The sequence below is a fragment of the Variovorax sp. J22P240 genome, from assembly GCF_030316855.1.
GTDB lineage: Bacteria > Pseudomonadota > Gammaproteobacteria > Burkholderiales > Burkholderiaceae_C > Variovorax.
The window spans coordinates 1-24,231 of record NZ_JASZYR010000024.1 but is presented as its reverse complement, the minus strand read 5'-3'; the positions used below and the strand labels follow the sequence as shown (position 1 = coordinate 24,231).

Annotated in this window: 26 protein-coding genes and 3 pseudogenes; 15 read left to right on the top strand and 14 right to left on the bottom strand. The window is 62.0% G+C overall.

The window, feature by feature from the left end; translation table 11 throughout:
- Positions 1 to 417: 417 nt before the first annotated feature.
- Positions 418 to 1,308, top strand: a complete 891-nt coding sequence (locus QTI24_RS29770) for a DUF4158 domain-containing protein (protein ID WP_286605396.1) — start codon at positions 418 to 420, stop codon at positions 1,306 to 1,308.
- Here the strand turns inward: QTI24_RS29770 and QTI24_RS29765 are convergent.
- Positions 1,256 to 1,558, bottom strand: a complete 303-nt coding sequence (locus QTI24_RS29765) for a hypothetical protein (RefSeq protein WP_286605395.1) — start codon at positions 1,556 to 1,558, stop codon at positions 1,256 to 1,258. The genes QTI24_RS29770 and QTI24_RS29765 overlap by 53 nt on opposite strands.
- A gap of 37 nt (positions 1,559 to 1,595) precedes the next feature.
- On the opposite strand from QTI24_RS29765, the gene QTI24_RS29760 reads away from it, so the two are divergent.
- From QTI24_RS29760 to QTI24_RS29745, 4 genes are all read left to right on the top strand, one after another.
- Positions 1,596 to 1,937 carry a hypothetical protein gene (locus QTI24_RS29760; RefSeq protein WP_286605394.1) on the top strand — a complete coding sequence of 114 codons (342 nt, stop codon included), beginning with the start codon at positions 1,596 to 1,598 and terminating at the stop codon, positions 1,935 to 1,937.
- Between the two features lie 318 nt (positions 1,938 to 2,255).
- Entirely contained in the window at positions 2,256 to 3,356 is a 1,101-nt protein-coding gene (locus QTI24_RS29755; protein WP_286605393.1) for an SIR2 family protein, read from the top strand.
- Between the two features lie 133 nt (positions 3,357 to 3,489).
- On the top strand, positions 3,490 to 3,786 hold the full coding sequence (locus QTI24_RS29750) for a hypothetical protein (RefSeq protein WP_286605392.1): 297 nt from the start codon (positions 3,490 to 3,492) through the stop codon (positions 3,784 to 3,786).
- 125 nt (positions 3,787 to 3,911) lie between these two features.
- Entirely contained in the window at positions 3,912 to 4,811 is a 900-nt protein-coding gene (locus QTI24_RS29745; RefSeq protein ID WP_286605391.1) for a hypothetical protein, read from the top strand.
- A gap of 47 nt (positions 4,812 to 4,858) precedes the next feature.
- Here the strand turns inward: QTI24_RS29745 and QTI24_RS29740 are convergent, their stop codons facing one another.
- Positions 4,859 to 5,029, bottom strand: a complete 171-nt coding sequence (locus QTI24_RS29740) for a hypothetical protein (protein ID WP_286605390.1) — start codon at positions 5,027 to 5,029, stop codon at positions 4,859 to 4,861.
- A gap of 31 nt (positions 5,030 to 5,060) precedes the next feature.
- Here QTI24_RS29740 and QTI24_RS29735 point away from each other — a divergent pair, with 31 nt between their 5' ends.
- From QTI24_RS29735 to QTI24_RS29725, 3 genes are all read left to right on the top strand, one after another.
- Positions 5,061 to 6,563, top strand: coding sequence for an FRG domain-containing protein (locus QTI24_RS29735; RefSeq protein WP_286605389.1), 1,503 nt, complete (start codon positions 5,061 to 5,063; stop codon positions 6,561 to 6,563).
- Between the two features lie 304 nt (positions 6,564 to 6,867).
- Positions 6,868 to 7,089 (top strand): hypothetical protein, encoded by a 222-nt coding sequence (locus QTI24_RS29730; protein ID WP_286605388.1) that lies wholly within the window; start codon positions 6,868 to 6,870, stop codon positions 7,087 to 7,089.
- Entirely contained in the window at positions 7,086 to 7,289 is a 204-nt protein-coding gene (locus QTI24_RS29725) for a DUF8198 family protein (protein ID WP_503011328.1), read from the top strand. Before QTI24_RS29730 ends, QTI24_RS29725 begins: the two co-directional genes overlap by 4 nt.
- Positions 7,290 to 8,997: 1,708 nt before the next feature.
- Here QTI24_RS29725 and QTI24_RS29720 read toward each other — a convergent pair.
- The 5 genes from QTI24_RS29720 to QTI24_RS29700 form a co-directional block, all read right to left on the bottom strand.
- Positions 8,998 to 9,429: a DUF4158 domain-containing protein gene (locus QTI24_RS29720; RefSeq protein WP_286605386.1), complete on the bottom strand. Its 432-nt coding sequence runs from the start codon at positions 9,427 to 9,429 to the stop codon at positions 8,998 to 9,000.
- Positions 9,430 to 9,665: 236 nt separating this feature from the next.
- Positions 9,666 to 9,929, bottom strand: a complete 264-nt coding sequence (locus QTI24_RS29715; RefSeq protein WP_286605385.1) for a hypothetical protein — start codon at positions 9,927 to 9,929, stop codon at positions 9,666 to 9,668.
- Complete coding sequence (locus QTI24_RS29710) at positions 9,929 to 10,234, bottom strand: hypothetical protein (protein WP_286605384.1); 306 nt, start codon at positions 10,232 to 10,234, stop codon at positions 9,929 to 9,931. The genes QTI24_RS29715 and QTI24_RS29710 overlap by 1 nt, the downstream gene beginning before the upstream one ends.
- 21 nt (positions 10,235 to 10,255) lie before the next feature.
- Positions 10,256 to 11,647, bottom strand: a complete 1,392-nt coding sequence (locus QTI24_RS29705) for a hypothetical protein (RefSeq protein ID WP_286605382.1) — start codon at positions 11,645 to 11,647, stop codon at positions 10,256 to 10,258.
- A gap of 28 nt (positions 11,648 to 11,675) precedes the next feature.
- The gene (locus QTI24_RS29700; RefSeq protein ID WP_286605381.1) at positions 11,676 to 12,278 is read right to left on the bottom strand and encodes an NUDIX domain-containing protein; all 603 of its coding nucleotides are present in this window, start codon (positions 12,276 to 12,278) and stop codon (positions 11,676 to 11,678) included.
- A gap of 207 nt (positions 12,279 to 12,485) precedes the next feature.
- Here QTI24_RS29700 and QTI24_RS29695 point away from each other — a divergent pair, with 207 nt between their 5' ends.
- On the top strand, positions 12,486 to 13,463 hold the full coding sequence (locus QTI24_RS29695) for an SIR2 family NAD-dependent protein deacylase (RefSeq protein ID WP_286605380.1): 978 nt from the start codon (positions 12,486 to 12,488) through the stop codon (positions 13,461 to 13,463).
- Positions 13,393 to 16,005, top strand: coding sequence for a tetratricopeptide repeat protein (locus QTI24_RS29690; RefSeq protein ID WP_286605379.1), 2,613 nt, complete (start codon positions 13,393 to 13,395; stop codon positions 16,003 to 16,005). Before QTI24_RS29695 ends, QTI24_RS29690 begins: the two co-directional genes overlap by 71 nt.
- An 83-nt stretch (positions 16,006 to 16,088) precedes the next feature.
- Here QTI24_RS29690 and QTI24_RS29685 read toward each other — a convergent pair.
- Together QTI24_RS29685 and QTI24_RS29680 are read right to left on the bottom strand one after the other, a co-directional pair.
- Positions 16,089 to 16,355, bottom strand: a pseudogene (locus QTI24_RS29685) (ISKra4 family transposase); the annotation flags it as partial.
- 402 nt (positions 16,356 to 16,757) lie between these two features.
- A pseudogene (locus QTI24_RS29680) lies at positions 16,758 to 17,462 on the bottom strand (IS110 family RNA-guided transposase); the annotation flags it as partial.
- 24 nt (positions 17,463 to 17,486) lie between these two features.
- Between QTI24_RS29680 and QTI24_RS29675 the strand changes: the two are divergent.
- Positions 17,487 to 17,846 (top strand): type II toxin-antitoxin system PemK/MazF family toxin, encoded by a 360-nt coding sequence (locus QTI24_RS29675; RefSeq protein ID WP_286605377.1) that lies wholly within the window; start codon positions 17,487 to 17,489, stop codon positions 17,844 to 17,846.
- A gap of 151 nt (positions 17,847 to 17,997) precedes the next feature.
- Here QTI24_RS29675 and nhaR read toward each other — a convergent pair whose 3' ends face one another.
- Complete coding sequence (gene nhaR / locus QTI24_RS29670; protein WP_286605376.1) at positions 17,998 to 18,909, bottom strand: transcriptional activator NhaR; 912 nt, start codon at positions 18,907 to 18,909, stop codon at positions 17,998 to 18,000.
- A gap of 134 nt (positions 18,910 to 19,043) precedes the next feature.
- On the opposite strand from nhaR, the gene QTI24_RS29665 reads away from it, so the two are divergent.
- The 3 genes and pseudogenes from QTI24_RS29665 (at position 19,044) to phbB (ending at position 21,230) form a co-directional block, all read left to right on the top strand.
- A complete protein-coding gene (locus QTI24_RS29665; protein WP_286605374.1) occupies positions 19,044 to 19,739 on the top strand; it encodes a Bax inhibitor-1 family protein in 696 nt (231 codons plus the stop codon).
- 164 nt (positions 19,740 to 19,903) lie between these two features.
- Positions 19,904 to 20,146, top strand: coding sequence for a DUF5710 domain-containing protein (locus tag QTI24_RS31565; protein WP_353506126.1), 243 nt, complete (start codon positions 19,904 to 19,906; stop codon positions 20,144 to 20,146).
- Between the two features lie 333 nt (positions 20,147 to 20,479).
- Positions 20,480 to 21,230, top strand: a pseudogene (gene phbB / locus QTI24_RS29660) (acetoacetyl-CoA reductase).
- 190 nt (positions 21,231 to 21,420) lie between these two features.
- Here phbB and QTI24_RS29655 read toward each other — a convergent pair.
- From QTI24_RS29655 to QTI24_RS29645, 3 genes are all read right to left on the bottom strand, one after another.
- On the bottom strand, positions 21,421 to 21,660 hold the full coding sequence (locus QTI24_RS29655; protein WP_286605373.1) for a hypothetical protein: 240 nt from the start codon (positions 21,658 to 21,660) through the stop codon (positions 21,421 to 21,423).
- 410 nt (positions 21,661 to 22,070) lie between these two features.
- Positions 22,071 to 22,358 carry a hypothetical protein gene (locus QTI24_RS29650; protein WP_286605372.1) on the bottom strand — a complete coding sequence of 96 codons (288 nt, stop codon included), beginning with the start codon at positions 22,356 to 22,358 and terminating at the stop codon, positions 22,071 to 22,073.
- An 86-nt stretch (positions 22,359 to 22,444) separates the two neighbouring features.
- Positions 22,445 to 23,143, bottom strand: coding sequence for a toll/interleukin-1 receptor domain-containing protein (locus QTI24_RS29645; protein ID WP_286605371.1), 699 nt, complete (start codon positions 23,141 to 23,143; stop codon positions 22,445 to 22,447).
- A 115-nt stretch (positions 23,144 to 23,258) separates the two neighbouring features.
- Here QTI24_RS29645 and QTI24_RS29640 point away from each other — a divergent pair, with 115 nt between their 5' ends.
- Positions 23,259 to 23,399: a DUF4158 domain-containing protein gene (locus tag QTI24_RS29640; RefSeq protein WP_286605370.1), complete on the top strand. Its 141-nt coding sequence runs from the start codon at positions 23,259 to 23,261 to the stop codon at positions 23,397 to 23,399.
- Between the two features lie 353 nt (positions 23,400 to 23,752).
- On the opposite strand, the gene QTI24_RS29635 is transcribed toward QTI24_RS29640, so the two are convergent.
- Positions 23,753 to 23,974 carry a hypothetical protein gene (locus tag QTI24_RS29635; RefSeq protein ID WP_286605369.1) on the bottom strand — a complete coding sequence of 74 codons (222 nt, stop codon included), beginning with the start codon at positions 23,972 to 23,974 and terminating at the stop codon, positions 23,753 to 23,755.
- Positions 23,975 to 24,231 lie beyond the last annotated feature (257 nt).

Sequence of the window (24,231 nt, the reverse complement as noted above, 5' to 3'; positions counted from 1 at the left end):
ACGGCGCAACATGTGGATCCGACTCTTCGCTCGCTGCCGTCCACATGTAGAGAAACGACGCTAACGTATTCATGAATAGAGTTCCTTGTCCGATGAAACGGCAAGCAGCGACGCATGCCCCGTCATCACGAGGCCCGTGCTTGGCGACCAGCGCAGAAAGCCTATCAGCTTCGGGACCAATTCAATACAGGTGCGCGGCGCGTACGGTTGCGACGGAATCATCCCATTTTGCGCCTTCTTGTCCGCGGAGTCTTATGACGACACCGATGGCGTAAGCCAAGGTACGGTCTAGGTGTCCTATACGACAACGACAAGTACATTGGGCCTGAGCATGCATGCTCAGGCCCTGCTCAGGCGCCGTGTACGCGGACGCATTCAAATAGAGGTAATCTCGGTTTTCGTGCATTTTGTGGCGCTTTGGTCCCAGGGCACCGCCGACAGGCGCAGAATTTCGGCCCGGCGCTGCTGGCCATACCGGCGCCTGGCAAGAACCGCCAGAGGGCCACGTGTCCAAATTCAGACCGGCGACTCGGCGTCACGGTGCAGTTCGTGTTTCTGCGCGCGAGCGGCCGCCCGCTCGACCGATTTGCGGTCGTGCCAAAGACGCTGCTGCAGCACTTGGCCAAGGAACTTGGCGTCACGCAGACCAGCATTGCTTCCTTACGCTCGATTTATCGCCGTCGGGAAACCCTCTACGATCACCAGCGCTGGGCGCGAGAGCAGCTGGGCCTAGGCAATTGCGGTGAGGAGGAACTCGCGGCGCTGAAGACGCAGCTCCGAGTCCAAGCCAATGATGCGGCCTCCGTTGACGAGCTTGTCAAAGGTGCCGAGCGGTGGCTCTTCGAGCGACGCACCCTCCTCCCATCGGACCGAGTGTTGCGCGATGCGGCACGCCAGGCGTTTGCTGTCGTTGAGCAATCAGCACTCGAGGTCATCGAGGCCGTGGTGTCTGTATCCGCGCTCACTATCTGCCAGACCATCCTGTGCGAGACGATCGCCAACACTGAAGGCCAAACGGTTCTGGAGTGGCTAAAGACCCCTACCGCGCGGCACAGCCCCAGCACCTTGACCGACACGATGGCCAAGGTCCGGATCCTTAAGCGGCTTGGCGCCCATAAGTGGAACCTCGACCGGATACCGGCAGCTCGCCAAAGGGCCTACGCTCGGGCCATCGTCAATCGCCCGCCATCCGCATCGCGGCGTCGCATAGACCGAACCCAGACGCTGGAGGTCATCTGCTTCCTTTCGCGTGACCCTACTGGAACTCAGCGATACGGTAGTTTTGCTCGCTGGCCGCCGGGTCGGTGACCTTGTGCGTCGGGCAGCCGGCAAGGCGGACGCCAAGCGCGCCGTCGATGCGTTGGACTACCGGGCCCGCTTCAAATCGATCAAGGACACCCTCAGAAGCGTCGCGCTCACGCCCGAGCAGCGGCTGGCAGCCATCGAGCAGATGGTTCCCCATGACATTGACCCATCCACCCACAGCGCCGCAGCAATGACGCGCCGCGCGCTGACGGACGAGCCGACTGGCGTTCGCGCGCTGCTCGATGGCCTGCACGACCCTCGAGTTCGAGGGAGACGTTGCCCAGCCTGCAATGAAGCTGATCCCGGCGGCCGACTGGAAACTCCATCACGACCACTACGTCGCGATGTTGGGGCAGCCCGCCAAGGCGGACGCATTGCTCGACCCATTGCTTGCCAACGCCCGCGCTGGCCTGGTCAGCGTTGCTGACGCGTTGTCGGACGGCAAGCTGACCATCCATCCAGTTCGATCCTTGGGGCAATGCGCATGGCTGCGACCTCCAGCGAGGTCGGAGTGTGCCGCATCTATTAATTTCAACTATTTCGAGCGCACGACACTAGAGAGGCGTTCGGTGGTTCGGTGCTGCGACCGGTACTGCATCGATGGCTCATCGAATCACAGGCGCAGGGTGTAGTCGTATATTCGGGCGCGGCATCGGCGACGCCGACCGGCAGCTTCAACGCGGTGGGCATTGGCTTGCTCGTCACTCTCAGGCACACTGCTCCCGGGGAGACAGTGCGCAACGGCGAGCGTGTAACTGGGCGCTTTTGCGGATTCAGCTTGCGCTCGGCATCCTCACCAGGACCCCGGATAACGCGTCAGGAGGTCATCGTTCACGAACAACGAAATTCAGCGCGCTCCATCGGGCTGAGGCGCAGTGCCCCACAGAGCGGCTCTCGCCATCGACAGTTCGGCGGCCTCGACGACCCTGGTACCTGCGTGACGCTCGTCAATGAGAGATCCGGCCTTGGTGGCGGAAAATCTCGGCAATGTTTGGGAGTTTGCCGTGGAACCCACCTATCAAAGTCCGGATGAAGCTTGGAGGCAGTTGAGCAAGACCATCGAGGACTATCAAGTAGCCCTTTTTCTCGGAGCGGGCGTCTCTACCGTAAACAGGATGCCCAGTTGGCGGAGCTTCATTCAGACGCTGGGAGGGTGGACTTCCGATCAGATGGAAGTCTTTGAGAAGTCTGGGATGTCACTCATCTCGCTGTGCGAAATTGCGAAGCGCGGAGTGGGGTCCACGATTTGGAGCGAACGGGTCAGAACTGCGCTCTACGGAGACTTCCTTCAGCAAGTCGAGCAAAAGTCCAAGGATATCGTCGACCTTTCAAGATCTGACTTTTCGTCGAGGGACGAAAGTAGCAGGCGTCGTGTCAGTCAATTCTTCCGAGAAACGAATCCGGTTCTCTGGGACGTCGTGAGCGCGTGCGGTCGTCTGGACAAAGCCAACCGTCACCGAAAAAGGGAAAACATCGGGGCCTTCCTGACGACCAACATCGACTGCCTTCCCCAACTTTGTGACCGAGCGGCACACACTTCGCGAATGATAAGAACGGTCGAGCGCGCAGCGACCGAGTTGGACGTCGACAAAATTCCAATCTACCAGCTCCACGGGTATCTTTTGCCTCCAGACGCCCGAACCGGAATGCGCGGTGAAGCTTCGGATGGTCTAGTACTGACCGAGAGCGAGTATTTAGCCAGAACCGATGGACACTATGCTTGGGCGAACGTAACACTGCACTTCGCGGCTCGCGAGATGCCGATCATTTTCATCGGTTGTTCCATGACGGACGACCTGATCCGCCGCGCGCTTCTGCGAAGCTGTCGGGAAAGGATGGAAAGCTACGCTGCCGCCCGACCACCCGAGGCCGCGAAGGAGTACAAATTCCGCCGCCACTTTGCTGTCATGCATCTGCATGCCGACGAAGCGGTGAACCGGATGAGGAACGTAGGCGCAGGCATGCTGGGCGTTTGGCCACTGTGGGTTTCCGACTTTCACACCGATCTGGCAAAGCGCATTGGCATGGTCATGCGGCCCGACTCGGGGTGATCGGGGGTTGTGAGAGCGAATCAGATGATGGGGTGTGCAGACGCCAACTTGCGAGTTCTCATCGCGATTGACCATTCTGCGATCGAGTTCGCTGGCTGGAAAATGAGGCCTGGCGCGCCCTTGGAGTTCGGCCATGCAGATCAAAGTCAGTATCGCCATTTCCCGCGGCGCAGCCGAGTCGGGCGAGTTGCCGCTGCTGACGCTGGAGGTCGATGCGCAGCCGAGCATCGACCCGCTGGGGCCGGGCTTGGCCGATGCCAAGGCGGTGCTCACGAAGCTGCAGGTCCAACTCGTCACGCGTCAGGTCGAGCTGATGTCGACGAGCCAGCGCCGATGCGATGGCTGCGGGCTGAATCGCGCGATCAAGGACTACCACGACGTCCACTACCGCAGCCTGTTTGGCAGTGTTGTCGTGAAGGTGCCGCGTTGACCGCGATGCGAATGTCGTTGCGGCACTGCCCCAAACGAACGGCGGGCCCAGCGCTGGATCTCGGCGGAGTTGGAGTACGTCCAAAGCCGCCTGCCGCCACGATTCCTTATGCCAAGTCCTCGGGGTTGCTGGAGCTGTTGTTGCCGGTGGCCGGAGCCAATGCCACGAGCACGGTGCGACGGCATACGCTGGATGTGGGTCGGCGATTGGATGCTCAAGGGCTGGAGATCCAGTCAGAGACGGCTGAATTGGAAGGCAGCGCGAACGTCACCACGATGGGGCTGGACTGCGGTTACCTGCGGCTTTGCCACCCCGATGAGGAGAAATCGTTCGAGGTCGTCGCCGGCGGCGCCATGCGCGCTGGCGTCGGTCAGCGCAGTGTGGCGTTCGTTCAAACGGTTGACGAACATTCTCACGAACGCATGCAACGTGTCTTGGACGCTTTCGGCCGGCAGGATTTGTCGATCGAGGTGTTCACCGACGGCGACATCCAGCTTCGCCAGTGCCAGCTGTCGAAACAGCCCCGCGCGAGGCATATTCTGGACTGGTACCACCTGCGACGACGGGTGGCCAAGCCCAACGCCGTCGTCCATGGCCGGCCAACGACGAGTCAGCTCAGATCCGCTGACCACGATTGGCTGTCAAGTGTGGCCGGCGGATTGAATTGGCGGCTTTGGCATGGTCGAGCGCTGGAAGCCATGCGGCGCCTGGCCACGGTGCTGTACGTCCTGGGCAAGTCGACGGTGTGCCGCAAGCCGGCCGCGCGTCAGATTCGAAAGCTCACCCTCGAGCTGCTCGGCTACCTGCCCAACAACGCGGACTCGCTGCCCGACTATGGGCGGCGATATCGGGCGGGGCGACGCATCTCCAGCGCCTTCGTGGAGTCAGCGGTGAACCAGCCGATCGACAAGCGAATGTCGAAGTCTCAGCAAATGCGCTGGGATCCGCGCAGCGCGCACTTGCTGCTGCGGGTGCGGGTGCGCGTCATTCACTCGCATGTCAGCGGCTACTACCCCACCGTTTGAATCGCCCTCACCCCAGCATGGTGTATAGACTCGCGCGATTGCCGCGCTCAGAATTCTTGAGAGCACTGGGGGTCGATCAGCTCCCTGGCGTTTCCGACCTGCACTTCGGCGGCGATATCGACTTCGAGATCTTCGGATCGACCGACGCCGTAGGGCTCGGGGCGTGGCCTCACTGTGCCGTCGAGTTGAATTTGACAAAGGGCAAACTGGCCCGTCATCAATGGGCGCCTTGAGCGGAGAGGACTCTTCATGAGATACGCAGCAAGCAGTCTCGAAGAAGCGCTTCTGCAGGCTGAGCAGATGCGTGCGGCTGGAGCGACGTGGTTCCGGGGCCAAACGCGCAATTGGCCGATTTCGAGCAGCCTTTTCCGTCGTGCGACGAGCGATCAGTCAGCTGCCATCGAGCGCTTCGAACGATTCTGGAACTGGCTGCATTCCGTCCCCGCGCTGAGTGCTATTGCAGCGAACGAAGATGCGGCGCTGGCTGTCGCCCAACACTATGGCCTGGCGACCAATCTGATCGACTTCTCGACTGAACCCAAAGTAGCTGCCTTCTTCGCCGCACATAACCCTCCACCTCAGAGCGAAGCAGAGGACTTCAGTTGCATCATCTGTCTCAACTACGGAGAGCTAGAGGAAATCTGCAATTTGATGAGACTCGTTCGACCCGAAATGCCTGTTCTCCGGGCGATCAAAGTGAATATCCCTGAGTTATGGCGTATTCAGGCACAGCGTGGAGTCTTCCTCGATTATCCGTTCGATGTCAGTTTCGAAAAACGAACATTTGACTTCGATCGGATCGTGTTCCCGACGCCGCGCGACAGGGCCACACTAGAACGTCTCGATCCCGAGGCGGACATCTATCCCACGCAGAAGAGTGATCTTGAAATGCTCCTGGACCAATACTTCATGCTGGAGACGATTGAGAAAGGATCGCGCAGGATTCGGGAGCTCGACTTCTTCACTCCGATTCACGTGCAAGGTCTCGCCAATGGAATAGAAGGCGAATGCTTTGGTCCTGGCGGGTTGCCGATTCATGAGTCTTGGGAGCCCGATCGGCTGGCTGAATGGCTGACTCTCGGTGGAGAGAACTGGCGCCCGCAGTCGACGGCTCCTGGAGTAATGATTCATTATCCGGCTGGTGACGACAGCCATGCGAAGATTGCAACCATGAAGGATCAGTGCAGTGCAATCCTTTCGAAGAATCCGAGTTTGCGAACGGGGCCTGTTCATTGGAGCCTCCTCGGCATCCCGCCAGAGGCTCGGCTGACTCGCGGGACTGATCTTGTTTGGGATGGTTTGCGCCGTTGGCCCTACAGTGATTCCGACGTCGCTCAGGCATTGGCCACGGCTATCGAGTTCGGGATGCTCGTCAATGAACAGCCGACCGCGCGACACGATGTCGAATTGGCGCGTCAACTCGCGGAGCAATGCTTTGGTTGCGCTGTGGAGATCGAGATTGAGATCGAGGATGGAAGCTATTCGCGGGGGTTCTTCAACGAATCCCAGCTTTCGCAGTTGGTACGTCAGGACTTTGCAGGATTCCTGACGAATGATTGGCGTCCCCGGATCAGAGGTATCCGTGCAGTTCTACAGGTGGCGTCCGATCCCAAGAGGGTGCTCGTTTTTCATCGACTGAATTCGTTGTTTTGCACTCAGTTCGTGCCAACTCAGGTCGTCCTTCGTGACGAGCTGTCGGGAAAGGCGCGTCTCTACAATCTTGCGCGAACCGCAAGGATCGGGTTGGCATAGCGCGAGGCCGCCGCGCAGTTGGAGTTGGCGCAACGCTTCCGGGGATATGAGGTCGTCCGTGCGGCCATTGATTCATTGGTCCGCCGCTCATGTCCGGATCGTACTCGGTGTCGGCGAGCATGAGTCGGAAGTCTTCGAGGATACCGGTGGTCGCCATGCGCCCCAAGGGAACGCCTTCCGAGGCGATGCATCGAATCCTGGCGGCTTTGAATGCCGCCGGGCAGGAACGTGCCGCACGGGCGGCCGATGCGGGGCTCAGGCGACGTGTTCAAGGCGTACCAGCAGCGCCGCCTCGAGGCAGCCTATGCGGACCTACTCGGCGACTGACCTCACACGAAGCGGACCGTTATTCCTCGACGAACTTGGCTATTCCGCCGGGCGCGACACGCAGATCACGAGGATCGTCCCGACACTGGTGCTCCTGTTTCCGCGCGAGGTGGTGGACACAGTTGCCGCAATGCTCGCGGTGGTCCGCCGCTCGACGGACAGACGCCTGATCCGCTCCCGGGCAGTGGCCTGCGAATGATGCGCTGTCCGGCGCTGTTGGCGGGACTAGGACAATTGCAGGATTTTCTGGAGTACGGCTTCGACGCATTCGCTTCGATGCGCGGCGCCAAGCGTTTTCTCGCTGCCATCGATCAGCGCGAGAGCGCTCCCAACAAGGCGCTGTTCGGTGCAACCGGCGTGACTCATGCGGCGTTGTCCGTATTGCCTCACGATCCGTGAGCTCCAGGCACTTCTAGCGATTAGCTCCTTTGCCCACCGGCGTCTCGCGGCAGTGCGAGAGAAGTTGGACGCCTTCTTACCTCGTGGCCAGAGCGAAAGGCAGTGTCGGCTGGCGCCGATCGACCTCATGCTGATCCATAGGTCCCACGCACCTCAATCGTGAGGAAGATCCCGAATCCTGGAGCCTCTAAGATTGCATCGCCAATCTATGGCCACCAAACAGCATCGTGACAAACGCCGGCACATCCAACTCTGTGGCACCGTCGAAGAACGCCTTGTCGTCGTCGGACAGCTTGCCTCCGCTCGACACGGCGCGTGCTCATTGAGCGAAGCGGACTCCGCTCTCGCACAGCCTCTTTCTCGGTCGCGAGCTGAGCGATCCGATGCACGTGCATCCTGCCGGCTTGCGTTGAGACCACGCACGGATCTGAATAAGCCAACTTGATCGGCCCGAAGGTCAATCCACGTCTGCAGCCACCCAGTGCCACTCACTGGCCTTCTTGAGAAGGGAGAGGCTACGCGCCCTCGAACGCCTATTTCCAACGGATCGAAGCGCCAGTGGCGCTTGCCACAAATGCGACCAATGATGACTTCCAGATCTGCTTTCAGCCGAACCTTAGTGCTATAACTCCGATACGACTATGGCTCATCCGGCGGTCTTTTACAAGTACATGTCCGCTAAGACTGCGCTTGTCGTTCTCGAGACTGGGCGCCTTCGCTGGTCGAGCCCGCTTCTATTCAACGATCTCCGCGAGCTATAAAGAATGCCGCGTCTTCGAAGCGCTCAGGGAGGGCTCTGCCCACCTTGCTTTTGGAGACCGCTCACGGTAAACGCCGACTTCACGCGAAACGCTTGGGCGCGGCTCTAGGTGAGTCTCTCGGGTGGCTTCGAGAGTTCGTACTGCTAGGCGTGTCAGATGCCGACCTCATCGACGATCTGACGCAGTCGGTCGACGACGCGCCGCACTTGGAAGCGCTCCGGGAAGTGTTCAACAAATCTGTCCTGTCGTCGGTTTGATTGCTCTGCGTGACGACCGAGGCGGATAGCGAGCCGATGTGGGCCCACTATGCTGACAACCATCGAGGCTGCGTGCTCGGGTTCCGGCACATCCACGAGAGGGACACTCCGTTCGCGGTCGCCCACCGGATAAGGTATTCGGATCGGCCTCCGATCGGTGGTTCGGGCCTTGATTTCGTCCTCTATGGCCCGACCAGACGACTGAGCGATAGGCTCGTTCGTGCAATCTGTTTTACAAGGGAGTTATCGTGGTCATATGAACGCGAATGGCGGTCTCTCACCTATCAGGCTGAACCAACTGGCACTTTGTTCGACGACCTAGACTTCTTTGCCGAGGAGCTAGAGTCGGTGACCCTTGGCCCACGTACAACTCTATCGTCGAAAAAGGCGATTGCTGCCATTTGTAGATTTCGCTACCCCTCGTGCGCAATGTTCAAGATCGAATCAAAAAAGGGCGAGTACGTTCGACGCCCGATATAGGTTACCTTGCCCAGCGATGGACCCAAGAAACTGGACACGGCGATGAGTAGAAAATCTGCGTTCTGACGTCTCCCCCCAAATGCGGTCGCTCCATACTGGTGTTGGACGGTAACGCTGTACGCCAAAATTGAAGACGGCCGAATGTTGATGTGCTCGAAGTGAACCGGGCCACTCGGCGCAGCAATGGTCATCGACGATCATGCGTTCCTCTCACCACCTGTCGATCACCGCTTGCAGGTGGGCCGTGTTCCACGCGATCACGATGTTGGTAAGTAGCGCGTGCGAACCCGATATAGCGACGAGTTCGTCACGCCAACGCCCCCGCACTGCCTTGGCCGCGCTACCCCACAGACGAAATCCGACATTGGCGCTCACGAGACCTGCCCGTACCGAGGCGACGAATCGAAGCATGTCGTCCCAACCGGCACCCAACTCATTGTCCAGATGGCGCCACAGCGCTGGCGGAACGATCCGAAAGGCGTCGAGCACACGGCGGGTCATTCGCAGCAATCCGATGTGCAATGCCAGGCCGAGCTTGAGGGACTCGCCGCGGCGCGTGCGGATCAGTTCACGTTCCGCCCGGCCGAAGGTGAAGAACGCCTGCAACTCGAAGGCGGAGGTGTCGCGCGGAAGTTCGCGCATCCCCAGGGGCTTGAACGCGGGACCTACAAGATTCCGTCCGTGAATGGATGAGGCTCGCGCGAGCGACGAACGCAGTCAGATGTCAAGATTCTGGACGAAATCGACCACGAAGCGGCGCACACGCGCGGCGACGGTGTCCCGCACCGCATCCAAGTGCTGCGTCGTCATCGATAACGACCCATTGGCACTTTGCAGGCTGACTTGGTCCTGGGCGAACTTGAAGAGCAGAACCTGTATCACGGCATGGTCGGCAGTATGCCGAAGCACATCGCGGAGATGCGCGGGTTGCCGCTGCTGTCGGTATCCTTGAGGCCGTTCAGGACCGACAACACCATGGTCAGTGCGGCCGACCCCGGCACCATCATCGACATGATGACCGGGATGATGGCTCTGTGGACACCAGCGTTGGTCTCGGAGACGGTCTGCTCCTTGAATTCCATCTCCCCAACGATCCAGCCGAGGTTCTGGAGCACGTCGACGTACTTGCGGTACCAGGCCATCACATTGATGGCTCTATCCACCGCCTTGTTGGCGGCGCCAGTTGCGCGATCAGGAGGCTGTCGGCAACGGCGCTTCGCGTGTTGGCGTCGACGCCCTCGGAACATGCAGCGATCTGCGCTCCGATCACCGCCGCGTGCGGGGCGGTGCCGAACTGCACCTCTTCCCCGGCGGCCTCAAAGCTCGGGCCATGCGCAGGCAGGTCGAGGTTGCTGACGTACGCGTGAGCCTGTTCGGGATTGCGGTCATCTGAATCTTCTCGATGTACTCCAATGCGGGCATGCGAGGAGCGGTCGGTGAAGCACATTCGGCCGAGTCCGTAAAGCGCTCAGCGTGTCCGCCTCGACCGCTTCGCAGCGGGCTTGCGAGGCGCCTTGGTTGCTGGCGCGCGCTTCGCGGGTGCCTTCGTTCCGCCGGCCGCGGGCGGTCTGTCCCGAATGCCGAGTTCGGCGAAGGTCACGCGCAGCGCGTTGAGCACCGACTCGTTCGCCGCCAGGAAGTAGACGCGCTCGACACAGGTGATGGGCGCCCGCGAGCGCAGATAGGCGACCGCAGCGCCGACCTGCAGCCGGGCGCTCCGAACCAGGTCGGCGCGTGCCGTGCCGGCGCCCAGCAGCGGGAAAAGGATGGAGACCGGTGGCGGTGCGATATCGCTCGGCGACGGCACCGGCACCGCCGTCACGTGCCCGAGGAGTTCGGCCGCAGCGGGAGAGCCCGCCTGGTCGACCCAGCCGCGGGCCTCCAGGTCGGCGCGCGCCAGCGCGTTGGTGATGCATCTTTCCACCGCTGCAATACTGTGGAAGCCCGTCCCGACCACGCCGTAGACCGAAGCGGCGTGGAACAGTCGCTTCACCTTGTGCGTGCGGGCCAGTTCGCCCGCGCTGGTGGATACCACTTCGCCGGGATTGACGAGCTGTCGGCCGTCCATCTTCTTTTTCAGCTCATCGGCGATGGTGTCCTCCAGCACGGTGCCGGTGTCGTCGCGGCGCGACCCGAGATAGCGGATCAGCCCCGAGATCGACGGGTCATGCGGCCGCGCCATCTGCATGCCGATGTTCTCGGAGCTCACCCAGATGTCGATCGGTCGGTCAACCAGGTCGGCGCCGAGGTTCACGTCGCGAAGGTCGCCACAGACGATGCCGATGCGCTTGCCCTCGGCATGCGGCACGGCATAGTCTTGCATGCCGCTATTCGTGATGGCCTTCGATTCGCGGCCGGCCTTCAGTCCGGGCAGCACGGAGTAGACCAGGCTGTCCTTAGCGCCGGACAGCAGCCCATTGGACACGAAGTTCGCGATGGCGTCGCGCGCCTGCTGGGCGCTCGGATCGTCCAAGTCGTACTCGATCGTCGTCATGCCGCCGATGTTGAAGGGATTGTCCGTCCCTTTGCGGCGGATCAGCACGGTCACCCGGTCGCGCAACGCGTGGCGCACGCCAAGTTCGTAGAAGACGTTGGGGTTCGCCGTCGTGATGTCGACGACAGCGATGTCGGCGTCCGCGATGTATTCGAGCATTCGCTCGTGGATCAACCCAGCACGCTCGACCTCGTCGCATCGTACGCAGTCGATGTACAGATGGCGCTCGGCCAGGCCTTGGACGGCAGGCCGGATGATGTCCCGGTAGACGCGATCGAAGTCAATGAGATCCTTCCTCTTCGGGTCGGGCTTCTCATGGAACGGCATGATCACGAAGCAGCTGCGAGCGTCGCGGTCGAGTGCCATCGTTGAACTCCTTTTGTTGTGCCGTGTCCTACCGCTGCGCCGGGCCGACGGGACTCGTCCAACCGGTGCGCGCCAGCAACCATTGCAATCCGATGATCGTCTTCGCGTCCATCCAGCGCCGCTGGAGGAGGGCATCACGGGCCTCGTCCGGCCGCATGCGCACTATGCGGATGTCCTCGCGCTCGCTCGCCAGGCCGCCGCCGGCCGAGACCCGGCCGTTGTCGCTGACCTCGACGTGATACAGCCAAATGCGCTCTGACGAACCGCCCGGCGAGACGAAGAAGGTCGCGATCTTTTCGAACGCGTCGACGCGATAGCCCAGCTCCTCCAGGAGTTCGCGGTGCAGGGCCTCCTCCGGCGATTCGCCATCTTCGATCATTCCGGCCATCACTTCGACGAGCCATCCGCCGGCTTTGGCGATCGCGGGAGCGCGCAGTTGCTCGGTGAAGAGCAAATCGCCCGACTCGCGGTGCCGCACGGTGGCGGCCACCGAGTCACCGCGCTCGAAGACCAGCCGGCGCAGTGGCGGCGACTGCGTGCCGTCGTCGCCCTCCACATCGAGCATCAACTCGTCGACCTTGAAGAAGTCGTCGAGTAGTCGCCGTCGACTGTGCACTGCCACTCGTCTCATTGCGCCATGCTAGCAGTTGCAGCTCACAAATGGTGCGGCTGAACGATGCGTTCTCCGGACACATCACCTCGCCGAGGGAGCATGTCCGACGGTTCTATTGACCGCCTCCGCGAATGGACTGACGATGGAGCGCCCTCGGCCGGACGAGGGTGCGCCCATGCCCTCGTGGCGTGACGGCTTGCCAACCAATCCAACAAATGTTTTGACATGGCGACAAGTACAGCGCTCAGGACCATTGCCTCACGTGAGCCTCCCTTCGAGACAATCAAGGCGGCGCTCGAGGCCGGTCGTGTCGTTCCCTTCGTCGGCGCGGGCGCCTCGCTCGCCGGCCGGCCGGAGGGCGAATCATGGACGGAGAACGCGGCCTATCCGCCACGCGGCCCGGAACTGTCGAGCCTGCTCGCCCAGGAGGCCCACTTCCAGGACGTCAGCGACGACCCTCGCGACAGGGAGGATCTGCTCAAGGCCGCCGCTTACTTCGAGCAGCAAAGCGGCCGTGAAGAGCTCCGAATTCGGCTCCACCAGGTTCTGTCGCGGCCGCATCCGCTCGGGCGGCTGCATCAATACCTCGCCGGACTCACGAATCTCCGTCTGATCGTCACCACCAACTACGACACGCTGCTGGAACGGGCCTTCACCGCGGCTGGGCAGCAGTTTGATCTCGTCGTCCATCCCAAGGACAGCGACGAGGCGGGCAACTCCATCCTGTGGCGGCGCGCCGGCGAGGACGAACCGGCGACCATCCTGTATGAAGACCTGGAGAGGATGCAGATCGATCTCCAGGCGACACGGGTGGTTTTCAAGATGCACGGCAGTGTGGACGAGCGAGCGCAAGGGGAGCTCGACAACTTCATCATCACCGAGGACGACTACATCGATTTCCTGTCCCGCATGACGACCGGGACTGCGGTGCCGAAGTCCTTCCTGCGCTACTTCCGCGGTCGCTCCTTTCTGTTCCTCGGCTACAGCCTTGCGGATTGGAACTTGCGCGTGGTGCTGCGCAACCTCGGCCGGGAATTCGAGGCGCAAAGCCAGCGCGCGAGCCGGAAGCACTGGGCGATCCAGGATCGACCTTCGGGGATCGAGCAGTGGTTGTGGCAGTCGCGCGGCGTCAATGTCTACGACCTTCGCATCGACGAGTTCCTCGACGGCCTGGGCGCGCCCGGAAGAGGCTCGGGTGGCTGACGCGGTCCCCTTCTGCCCGTATGTGGGCCTGAGGCCATTCAATGAGGCGGATCGGCCGTACTTCTTCGGTCGCGAGAAGGAGATTCGCACCATCGCCGACAACCTGTACGGCGCTCGCCTCACCATCCTCTATGGTGCGAGCGGCGTCGGCAAGAGTTCGGTGCTCATGGCGGGCCTGGTGCCGGAGCTGCGCAAGGAAGCGCGTACCGCCGTGGTGCTGTTCCGACGGTGGCAGGTTCCCGAGGCGGTTCGATTGCTCAAGCATCAGGTGATCGAGGCGGTGTCCAACGCGGCGGGCAAAAGCCTTGCGATCGACGAGCAGCTCCCGCTCGACGAGTTGCTCAAGCAGGCAGCCGATGCGCTCGATGGCACCGTCCTGCTGCTGCTCGATCAGTTCGAGGAGTATTTCCTGTACTTTTCCGATCCAGGCGTCGAAGGCGGTTTCGACGCCGAACTGGCACGCGCGATCACGCGCCGGGAGGTCGACGCGGGATTCCTTGTCTCGATGCGCGAGGACGCACTGTCTAGCCTTGACCGCTTTCGCAAGCGGATTCCCACCCTTTTCGGCAATACGCAGCGGCTCTCTCATCTCTGGGTGGGCGCCGCAAATCTCGCGGTGGTGAAGCCGCTCGAGGTCTACAACGCGCGTCATCCTGACGGGATCGCCCTTCCGGTGGCGATCGAGCCGGCGCTCGTCCAGTCGTTGCTCGAACAGGTGAGCGCCGGTCAGGTATCGATCGCCCAGGCCGGCGGCGCGGGCCAGACCGCGGCGCAGGCCGACGAGACGCGCGTCGAGGCTCCTTACCTGCAACTTGTGCTCGAGCGGCTCTGGGGCGAGGAGGTCGGGTCCGGCTCTCGGGTGCTCAAGTTGTCGACGCTCAAGACGCTCGGAGGCGCGCAGAACATCGTGCGGACGCACCTCGACCAGGTCATGGAGCGGCTCGACGCGCGCGACCAGAGGCTGTGTGCACGGGTGTTCGATCGGCTCGTCACGCCTGCAGGCGCGAAGGTCGCGTGCCGGCTCGGGGATCTCGGCTACTGGGCGGAGGACCTGGCTTCCGAAGTCCCGCGCGTGACGAAGCTCCTCGAGGACAACCGGCTGCTCGCGAGGATCCCCGCCCCGCCGGGCCGTCGGAACGAGGATGATCAGTACCAGATCTTCCACGACGTGCTCGCGCCCGGCATTCTGGACTGGCGCAGTCGCTTCCTGCAGCGAGAGGAGAAACTGCAGGCCGAGACGGCCGCGGCGGAGAAGGAGCGCGAGGCGGCCGAAGAGCGGCTTCGGCTGGAGGGAGAAGCTGCGCGCGAACGAGATCTGCGCCTCGCAAAGGAACGCGCCGAGCAGGAGCGGCGATCGAGGAGGCGGTTCCAGGTTGCAATGATTGCCTTCTTCATCGCGGCCGCTTCGGCATTCTGGTTCGGCATCGACGCTCGGAAGCAGACTAAGAGGGCTGAACAACAGACTGAGATGGCCGAGTCGGACGCGAAGACGGCGAAGCGGGCACAGGCGACCCTGCAGCTCGAGAAGATCCGCGACCACTACGCCAAGGCACGTGACTATGACACCACCATCGAGAGTTTGGATCGCGTGCTGCAGCTGGATCCCGGGCTTGCTTCGGCGGATGAAAGCCTCGGGCGCGTCTACTACGACCGCGGTATCGCCTATGGGGGTCCCGCCGATATCGACCGGGCCATCGCCGCTTTCGATGCCGCGCTCAAGCTCGATCCGAAGCAGGTGGAGGCGCTCGCGGGACGAGCGGTCGCGCTTCAATACAAGGGCGAGGCCGCGCGTGCCCTAGCCGACTATGACGCAGCGATCGCGCTGGCAACGCAGGAGGCGCAGCGACTTGCGCAAGGCATCGGCTCCCGGCGCGATTCCCCCGACTTGCGTGCGTCGATCAGCGCGCAGAACGTCACGCTCACGCAGCTCTACTACAACCGGGCAACCTTGCACGAATCGACCGGCCGGCGGGCCGAGGCGATCGCTGACTACTCGAAGGCGCTCGAATTGCAGCCGGAACTCGATGACGCCTTGCTGGCACGCGGCGAACTCTATCGGCAAACAGATCGCTTGGCCGACGCGCGTGCCGATTTCCAACGCGCACTCCACTTCGCCGACGACGAGCGGTCCCGGGCGCTTGCGTGGACGCGACTCGCGCAGCTCGGCGCGGCACCGCCGTCGGCGACCGCCGTGGGGGCCGGGACGACCGTATTTCTCCAGATCGTGGATCCGCTCGACAAAGCTGCGGCGGACAGTGTCCAGCGCGAACTCGAACGGAAAGGCTTCCGCGTGGCAGGTATCGAGACCGTGCCTACGAGCCGCACCAATGGCGACGTGCGCTACGCGTCCGCTGACCAAAGGCGCATCGCCGATACGGTCGCGAGAGCGGTCGAAACGACCCTTGCCAGGGAGGGGCAGAAGCTCACGTTGCAGCCCTTCCAGCTCGACCCGAAACGGTTTCCCAATGCCAAGCCGGACGTCATCGAGGTCTGGTTGCCATCACTCTCGGGCAACGCGCAAAGGCCCATGCCTAAGTATTGAGCCTGACGTGAGGAGAGCATACATTTCCTGGGGGTGCAGTGCGGCAGCTTTCCCGGTGGCTAGGCTGCGAGGGGTGCCTAGTGTTAAGCGGCGTCGCCGAAGCGCGGATACCACCTCTCGAAGGACGCTCGTAGTTCGTCATTCAGGACCTGGGTACGAACCTGCAGCAGCAGATGTGCTCCGCGCGGCGTCCAGCGCATCTGCTGCTTCTCAACGAACCGCTCGGACATCACCTGGTTGACCGCAGACTCGACAAAGCCGGTGGAGATCCGCTCCCCGCATCGGTACCTCCCCCCGTAATTGACGATGGCGCCGGCATTGCTGTCGACGTAGGCCGCGAATTCATCCAGCGCCCGATCAAACTTCTTGAGCACGACCGAACTCGGAAGGGCCGCCTTGCGCTGCTCCTCGCGTACATCAGCGATGTCCTCAAGGGGGTGATTGTCCTTTCGGTGCATGTATGGACCCTGCGCCTTTTGCAAGCCCTCTCGGTGACGTCAAACGGTCTGCATGCATGTATACGGCTTGCCGGTGGGCGCGTCGAAACATGCCCGCAGCCTCGATGAGATCCGCACGCCCCGTCCTCGGTAGATTGACGGCTTGAGCTGAAAGGCACAGCCGGCACCAAAAGCAGGCTTCAGGGCGCTGGTCCAACCATTTTTGTCATCACCTCCGAAAGCTTCGCAAAACCAGTGCTGGGTGTCGTTCCTCCCCTTGAGCGTAGTGCGGTGCTGCGTACAGATCGAGCTCGCTTAATGCGCCGCGGCGCTTTGGCGGTAGGGCGCGTCGCTGCTCAGCAATGCCTGGATCACCCGTGCATTTTTGTTGGCGAGCGCCACGGCCGCTCGGTTGTAGCCGCGTCTCGCAATCAACTCTTGCAGCCATCGGCTCTGAGCATCCGTCTTGCCCGCTGCATAGCGCAGCACGGCGCGCGCTCCGTGAATCAGCAAGGTGCGAAGGTACTTGTCGCCTCTTTTGCTGATGCCTCTGAGTTGCGACTTACCGCCGGAAGAATGTTGGCGCGGAACCAATCCCAGCCAAGCCGACAGGTGGCGGCCGTTCTTGAACTCCTTGGCCTCCCCGACCGAAGCCACCATGGCCGTCGCGGTGATGGTCCCGACGCCGTCAACAGCCGCGATCTTCCTGCACTGGGCGGAGCGCTTCATGAACGACCTGAGCCAGGTCTCAACGTGCTTGATGCGCTCCTCCAGCGCGTGAATCTGCTGGAAAATCTCCAGCACCATGGCCTGGCAGACGCTGGTGACTTCGCCTTCGCACGAGCCAACGATCTGCGGCACCGCACGCTTGAATGCTTGGCGCGTCTGTGCAATCGACACCCCTCGCTCGGCCAACAATCCCCTGGCCTGGTTAATCAGTGCTGTGCGTTGTTGCACAAGCAACTCGCGCACGCGATGGACCGCCTGGATATCCTGTTGCTCGACCGACTTCACGGTTACGCGGGTAGGGGCAGAGACTTTCTGATGGCGACGCGCGCGCCTTGGATTCCTGAGCGCCGAGGCATCATCTGGATCGACTTCAATCCGCAGGTGCGTCGAGAGATGAGGGACATGCATCCGATGCTGGTGCTGTCCCCGAGGGCATTCAACGATCGCACAAGCATCGTGATCGGTTTGCCCATGACAACCGCAACGTACAACGCCTCCAACCCGTTCGCTATCCGATTCGTCGGGCCGAAGGACATGAAGGGCTACGTTCTTTCGCATCAGCCCAAGTCGTTCGACTGGCGAGTTCGGCGGGCCAAGGCCCACCCATGGAAGCAAGTGCCGCCCACCGTTTTCGAAGCGGCCTGTGAAGCGCTCAATCAGATCATTGAGATCTGAGTTCCGATTCGACCTCGACCAACAGAACTTTCTCAATCGCGGCGGACTGGTGAACAGCCTGATCGGCGGCGGTGAACTCGCTCGGATCAACATAGCGCCCATCGGTCCCGCCGCGGGCGGGCTGCTGCTCGCGAGCTTCGGCGCGGGCCGGCTATTTTGCGGATCCGCGGCGCCGATGGAAGCGCCCTCGCGCCGCCCTCGTGATCGCGACCACGCAGGGATGGGTGATGCGGCGCTCGACCGAGATCGCGAAGAACTCCTCCATCAGCTCGGCGGCACGCCCGATCACCTCGACGCCGTACTGGGCGCGGGTCTCCTCCTCGAGCACCTCGGGCGTCATGAAGACACCGCGACCCTCGCCGCCAAAGGCCTTCAGGAGTGCGGCATCGTCGAACTCGCCGATCAGCCGCGGCCGCAGCCGGTGCTCGGCCAGCCACAGGTCGAGTCGCTGCCGCGCCGCCGAAGTCGCACCCTGAATCAGCATCGGCGCGCGATCGAGACAGGCCGGGAATTCGCCCACGAGCGTGCGGCGCAGTGCCGCGGTGGCGAAGAAGCTCATCGCGGTGGTGCCCAGCGTGTGGTTAAAGGCCTTGACGCCGATCTGCCGGCCCATCGGTTCGTCGGCGATCACAAGGTCAATACGCTGCACCGACAATTGCCCCAACAGGTCGCGAAAGTTGCCCTCGTGGCAGATCAGCCGCACCGGCTCGGCGATGCCGAGCGCCGGCTCGAGCAGCCGGTAGGCGATCGACTTCGGCACCGCGTCGGCAATGCCGACCCGGAAGTCGAGCGCGCGGGCGCCCTCCCCGCGGCTGCCCAGCGCCGCCTCGAGCTCGGAGCCGAGCGCGAAGATTTGGTCGGCGTAGCTCAGGGCCGTGCGCCCCTCGGGCGTGAGTTCGAGGCCGCGCCCGCGCTTCTGGAAAAGGCTGCAGCCCAGGCTGTCCTCGAGCAGCTTGATTTGGCCCGACAACGTTTGCGGCGTGATGTGCAGTTGCTCGCTGGCGCGCACGATGCCGCCGGCCTTGGCGGCAGCCCAGAAGTAATGCAGGTGCTTGAAGTTCATCTTTTGCGCGCATCCTACGGAAAAGACGAATGAATGGTGTCAAAAATTCGACTTTTCTCGAAGGCTATCCCAGTCTAGAGTGCACGTCATGCGCGTCCATACGCGTGGTTTTTCAACCAACCGAGGACATCGAAATGAGAGACAACATCCAGGTTTATGGCTCGCCGTATGCGGCGTTGCCTGCCGCCGCGGAGCGCAACCAAGTGCTTCGCAACACCTACTGGCTGCTGGCCCTCTCGATGGTGCCGACGGTGCTGGGCGCCTGGCTCGGGCTCTCGACCGGTATCGCGCGCGCCATGTCGCCGGGCATCTCGATGGTGGTCTTCCTGGCCGGTGCCTTCGGCTTGATGTTCGCGATCGAGAAGACCAAGAACTCGGCCGCCGGCGTGCCGGTGCTGCTGGGCTTTACCTTCTTCATGGGCCTGATGCTGTCGCGCATGCTGGGCGTGGTGCTCGGCATGCAGAACGGCGCCAGCCTCGTCATGACCGCGTTCGCGGGCACCGGTGCGGTTTTCCTCGGCATGGCGATGCTGTCGTCGGTCATCAAACGCGACCTGTCGGCCATGGGCAAGTGGCTCTTCATCGGCGCCATCCTGCTGTTGGTGGCGGGCATCGCGAACTTCTTCATCCAGTCGGGTGCGCTGATGATCACGCTCGCGGTGCTCGCGATCGGCATCTTCTCGGCCTTCATCCTGCACGACCTCAAGCGCGTCAAGGACGGCCACGAGACCAACTACATCACGGCCACGCTCGGCGTCTACCTGAGCCTGTACAACGTGTTCCAGTCGCTGCTGATGCTGCTGGGCCTGGGCGGCAGCCGCGAGGAGTGACGATGACGCCACATGAATCCCGCGCCACGTCACGCTGAGCCTGATGAACTGGGCGCTTCAAGCAGCTCGAGGACATCCAGAAGCCGGGAAGTGCACTGCAACGAAGTAGATTTCGGAGACACCTGGAACTCCTTCCGGGCTGCGGAATAGACCAGAATCGGCGGATGGAAGAGCGCCATTACCTGAACGTTCCCTTCAAGGAGAAAGACGCCGCGAAGGCGCTGGGCGCGCGCTATGACCCCGAGAGTCGACGCTGTGGGTGCGTCCTGAGATCGACCTGGCGGTCTTCGCGAAGTAGGACCTTCTGCCGGGGATGTCGCGTTGCGCCGGTGGCGCGCTCGAACTCGGGAAGGATCTTGCCTGCGACGTTCACCCAGGTCATGGCGTGTGTCTTCGCGAGCACCTGACCGCCTTGGCCCCGACGATGTTGGCCAGAAATCGGTGTTGCCGTCGTCGAAACGCAGATTGACGGGCGCGCGGGCGCGTTCGAATCGCGCTGCCAGATAGCCCCCGCTGAGCATACTGGCGTTCTTTCGTCGCTCTTTGGCATCTCGCTATCGCGGGTGTGTGGCCGCAGACCGTGATGGCGATATGTGATGAGCAAGAGCCCCGGCCTAGCACGCGCGCCCGTGGCCACGTATTCGATTGCCGGTGGCATCGGCGTGCCCGACGATCGTGACCGTTGTCGCGGTGCTGACGATCGAGCGCCGAATCTTTTCATCTACCAGAAGGAGACCAGGATGAACGGGCAAAAGGTGGCATTCGTGACAGGCGGCATGGGCGGCGGTCTGGGCGAGACGATCTCCACCAAGATGGTCGATGCCGGCTACAAGGTGGTCGTGACCTACTCGCCGGGCAACAGCAAGCATGGCGAATGGGTGGAGGACATGAAGGCCAAGGGCTACGACATCACGGGGCGTGGCCTGCGACGTCTCCGACTTCGACTCCTGCACCAAGGCAGTTGCCGAAGTGCAGAGCAAAGTCGGCCCGGTCGAACTGCTGGTCAACAACGCCGGCATCACCCGCGACACCACCTTCAAGAAGATGGACAAGGTCAACTGGGATGCGGTCCTGCGTACCAACCTCGACAGCCTGTTCAACATGACCAAGCAGGTGGCTGACGGCATGGTCGATCGCAGCTGGGGCCGCATCATCAATATCTCATCGGTCAACGGCTCGAAGGGGGCCTTCGGCCAGACCAACTACTCGGCTGCCAAGGCCGGTGTGCATGGCTTCACCAAGGCGTTGGCCCTCGAAGTCGCCCGGAAGAATGTGACCGTGAACACCATCTCGCCGGGCTACATCGGCACCAAGATGGTCACGGCCATTCCCGACGAGGTGCTGAACACGAAAATTCTCCCGCACATTCCGGTCGGCCGCCTCGGAAAGCCAGAAGAGGTGGCGGGCCTTGTCGTCTACCTCGCCTCAGAGGAAGCCGCATTCATCACCGGCGCCAACATTGCGATCAACGGCGGACAGCACATGCAGTGAGCACGGTGTCGAAGTGCGTCGATCCAGGCAATTCGATGCCAAAGCGGCCCATGAGGAGGTTCCCAAGGTCATGCAGCTGCGAGTGAGGAGTAGGCCACCAACTCAGCGTCTGGCGCGATCTCGTCGCAAGCTGCCTCGCGAGACGCGGATAACGTGGTAACCCCCTGCCTCCGAGGCGAAGCAGCCCCAATCAGCGCCAGTTCTGAAAGCACTCGTAGTTCACGGCGGGAATGGACTTGTCCGAGTTTCGAGCGATGCCCTGCCGCTCTCGGGCCTTGCCCTCCAACCGGAGCAAGGACTCCGCGATGCTGTTTGCTGCGGAACTGCACGTCGCCTCGGTTGCAAATCCGGGCAGGATGTTTGGCCCAATGTCTCGGATCTCCCCTTGCGGTCCGAGCAGGTGGAACGTCAGTACCAGTACCCAATCCATCTGGTTCTTCCTTCGTGTGCCTCATAAGCATGCCACCGCCAGGCCTCTGGGAGTCTGGAAGAGCCCATGCGAAGCCATGAAAGGCTCGGAAACGCGGAAAAGTGCCGAAAGGATGGCGCTCGCAAGGCCCGTTGCGAGCACGCCGGCCAGCGGCATGCCCTTACGTGGCTAGACTCCGCGCCAGGGGTTACAGGCATGAAGACTTCGCGACAATTTGCGCCGTGGCCTTTCTGACAGGCTCTGCTCGCGCGGGGACGATGCGCGAGTAGCCGGCCAGACGCCTTCTTTCCTTCGCCACCACCACCATCCGCAAATCACTGGCAGAGGCTGATACCGAGTTCTATGCAGCCCAGGTCAAGAACTGCTGGGCGGGCGATGGGCTCGGCCAGGACGCGTCGCTGACGATGCCCTCATTGCTGGCACCTCGATATCAGTTCGGCCATCCTCGGCGATGAACGCTGCTCCAGCAAGATATTCCGGTCAGCGCGAATGAGGTCAAGCTCCTGCTTGTCTCTTCCGTATGACTGCAAGTGCGCAGCCATCATCTCGTCGACCAATTCAGAGTTCAAACCCGCCAACTGCTGCACTGACTGCGTGTACGCGGCTTCATAGTCGGCCATGTTTCTTTGCATGTCATCGACCTGTGCCTGAAGTTTGACGACGAGGTCCGAAAAACCTGCAGCCGACGCAGTTGCCACGCCTTGCCGACGCACCTCCAATCGAAGAGACTCTCGGCAAAGGGAGCGGAACTGGCGTATGGAGTTGACAATCGTGCCTGTGATAACTACTCGTTCACGAGCGTCGCTGGCCAGTTTTTCCTGCTGTACCCAGACGCTGAGTACCACCAGCACGAACGATAGCGAGGCAATGCCACCGATCCAAACCAGCCGGATTCGGCGCCGACGTCTGGCATCTCGTTCCTCAATTTCGCCACGGGTGACGCCAAGGATATTGCGAGCAGCGAGAACCACGAAGTCTTGAACGCTCCCTTGTCAATCTTGTCTTCGTCCGGGTTGAAGCCTCGGTACGAGGACGCCAGCGGCATCTTCAAGTTGCTGACCAACGCATCGGGAAATGCCATGGCTGCCTCTTGATCCGAAGTTGCCTCATTGTTGGCGATACCGCTCAGAAGGACGGGAATGATGAGGTCGGCGCCCTTTTCCTTGGCGAAAAGCTGAATTTCTTCGTTCACATAGCGACTGGCGCGTGCCGCAGGTGAACAGATGACGATCATGGTCCGGGAGGCCGCCAAGTGCCTTTCGATGGCGCGGTAGTACTCTGTTCCCGTGAAATCGTCCTCATCACGAAACACGCTCAGCCGACTTTTCCTTTGATTCGGCACCCCCTTTGGAATCGCATAAGACTCAAGCGCCAGCTCCAACTTGGCAGCAAAGACTTTGTCTTTCCTGGAGTAGGAAATGAACGCATCGTGATCGAGATCCATCGCAGTTGAAGCTACCGTCCGCTTGACCGAAATGTACACGCGCCATCTCCAACCATCGAAGCTCGCACTGTACGCCTGCTCGAATGCTGAGGCTCGGCTAAAGACCACCGGTTGAGCGGTAGCTGAACGGCGGCTCCGGGACTACGATGCGGCCATGCCCGAGTTCGAGTTGCAGGCGTTCTTCAGCTTCAGCCGCGCCGAGCTCGAATTGATCACGCGTCGGCGCAGTGACAGCCTCAAGCTCGGTTTGGCGCTGCACATCGGGTTCACCTGCATGAGACCGGGCGGCCGCTAAACAGCGTGCGGATCGTGCCCCCTGCCCTGCTTTTCCAGCGCCGAGCCTTGGTCCGGGTCCTGCGCGACGAGGTCGCGCATTGCTCGGACCGCGAGCGGCTCCTGGTCTTTGCCAGGTAGTGGCGATACAACCATCGCCTGCTCGTGTACGACCGAGTAATCCGCGCCATGGTGGCGGGCGCCCTGGTCGAACTCGAAGCATCGACCGGGCAGGCCATCATGACAACAGTGCCTGACTGCCAATCGCGCCGGCCTTCGGCTGACACGCCGATGGCCGCCAGGAAGACCGGTCTTAGCGGCAGCGGTGGCGACGGGCGGGACTCGGCCATTTTGGATCGATGGCCAAGGGCTCCTTCAGAGGAACTCACCTTTCGCCGCGGTGATCAACAAGGCCGGCATCGCGAACGAAACCATGCCGCCGGCATCGACGAATGGCAGCAATGCGTCTTGCGCTTCGTGTCGCAGAAGCTCGAACTGGGTTGCGTCCAGCTGACCGCCAAGCGTCCACACGCAGGCGCGTTCGGTCGACACCAGCAGGTCGATCGATGCGAAGCGAAGCGAAGCGAACGATGCCATTGCATTGAACGACAGTCGCGTCCGTGATATCCGCGGCTACGCACAGTGCGCGAAGTGCAGCCGCATCGCCGAGCACGAATGGTGTACGGAAGGCATCGGCAACGGTCTTGCCGAATAGCCGCTCGAGCAGCACGGCGAGCGACGCATAGCCGGGCGAGCGCTCGAGCGCATCGCAAACCGCCACGACAAGGCGGCCGCCCGGCCGAAGCACGCGCTGCATCTCGCGCAACGCGGCAACACGATCGTCGAAGAACATC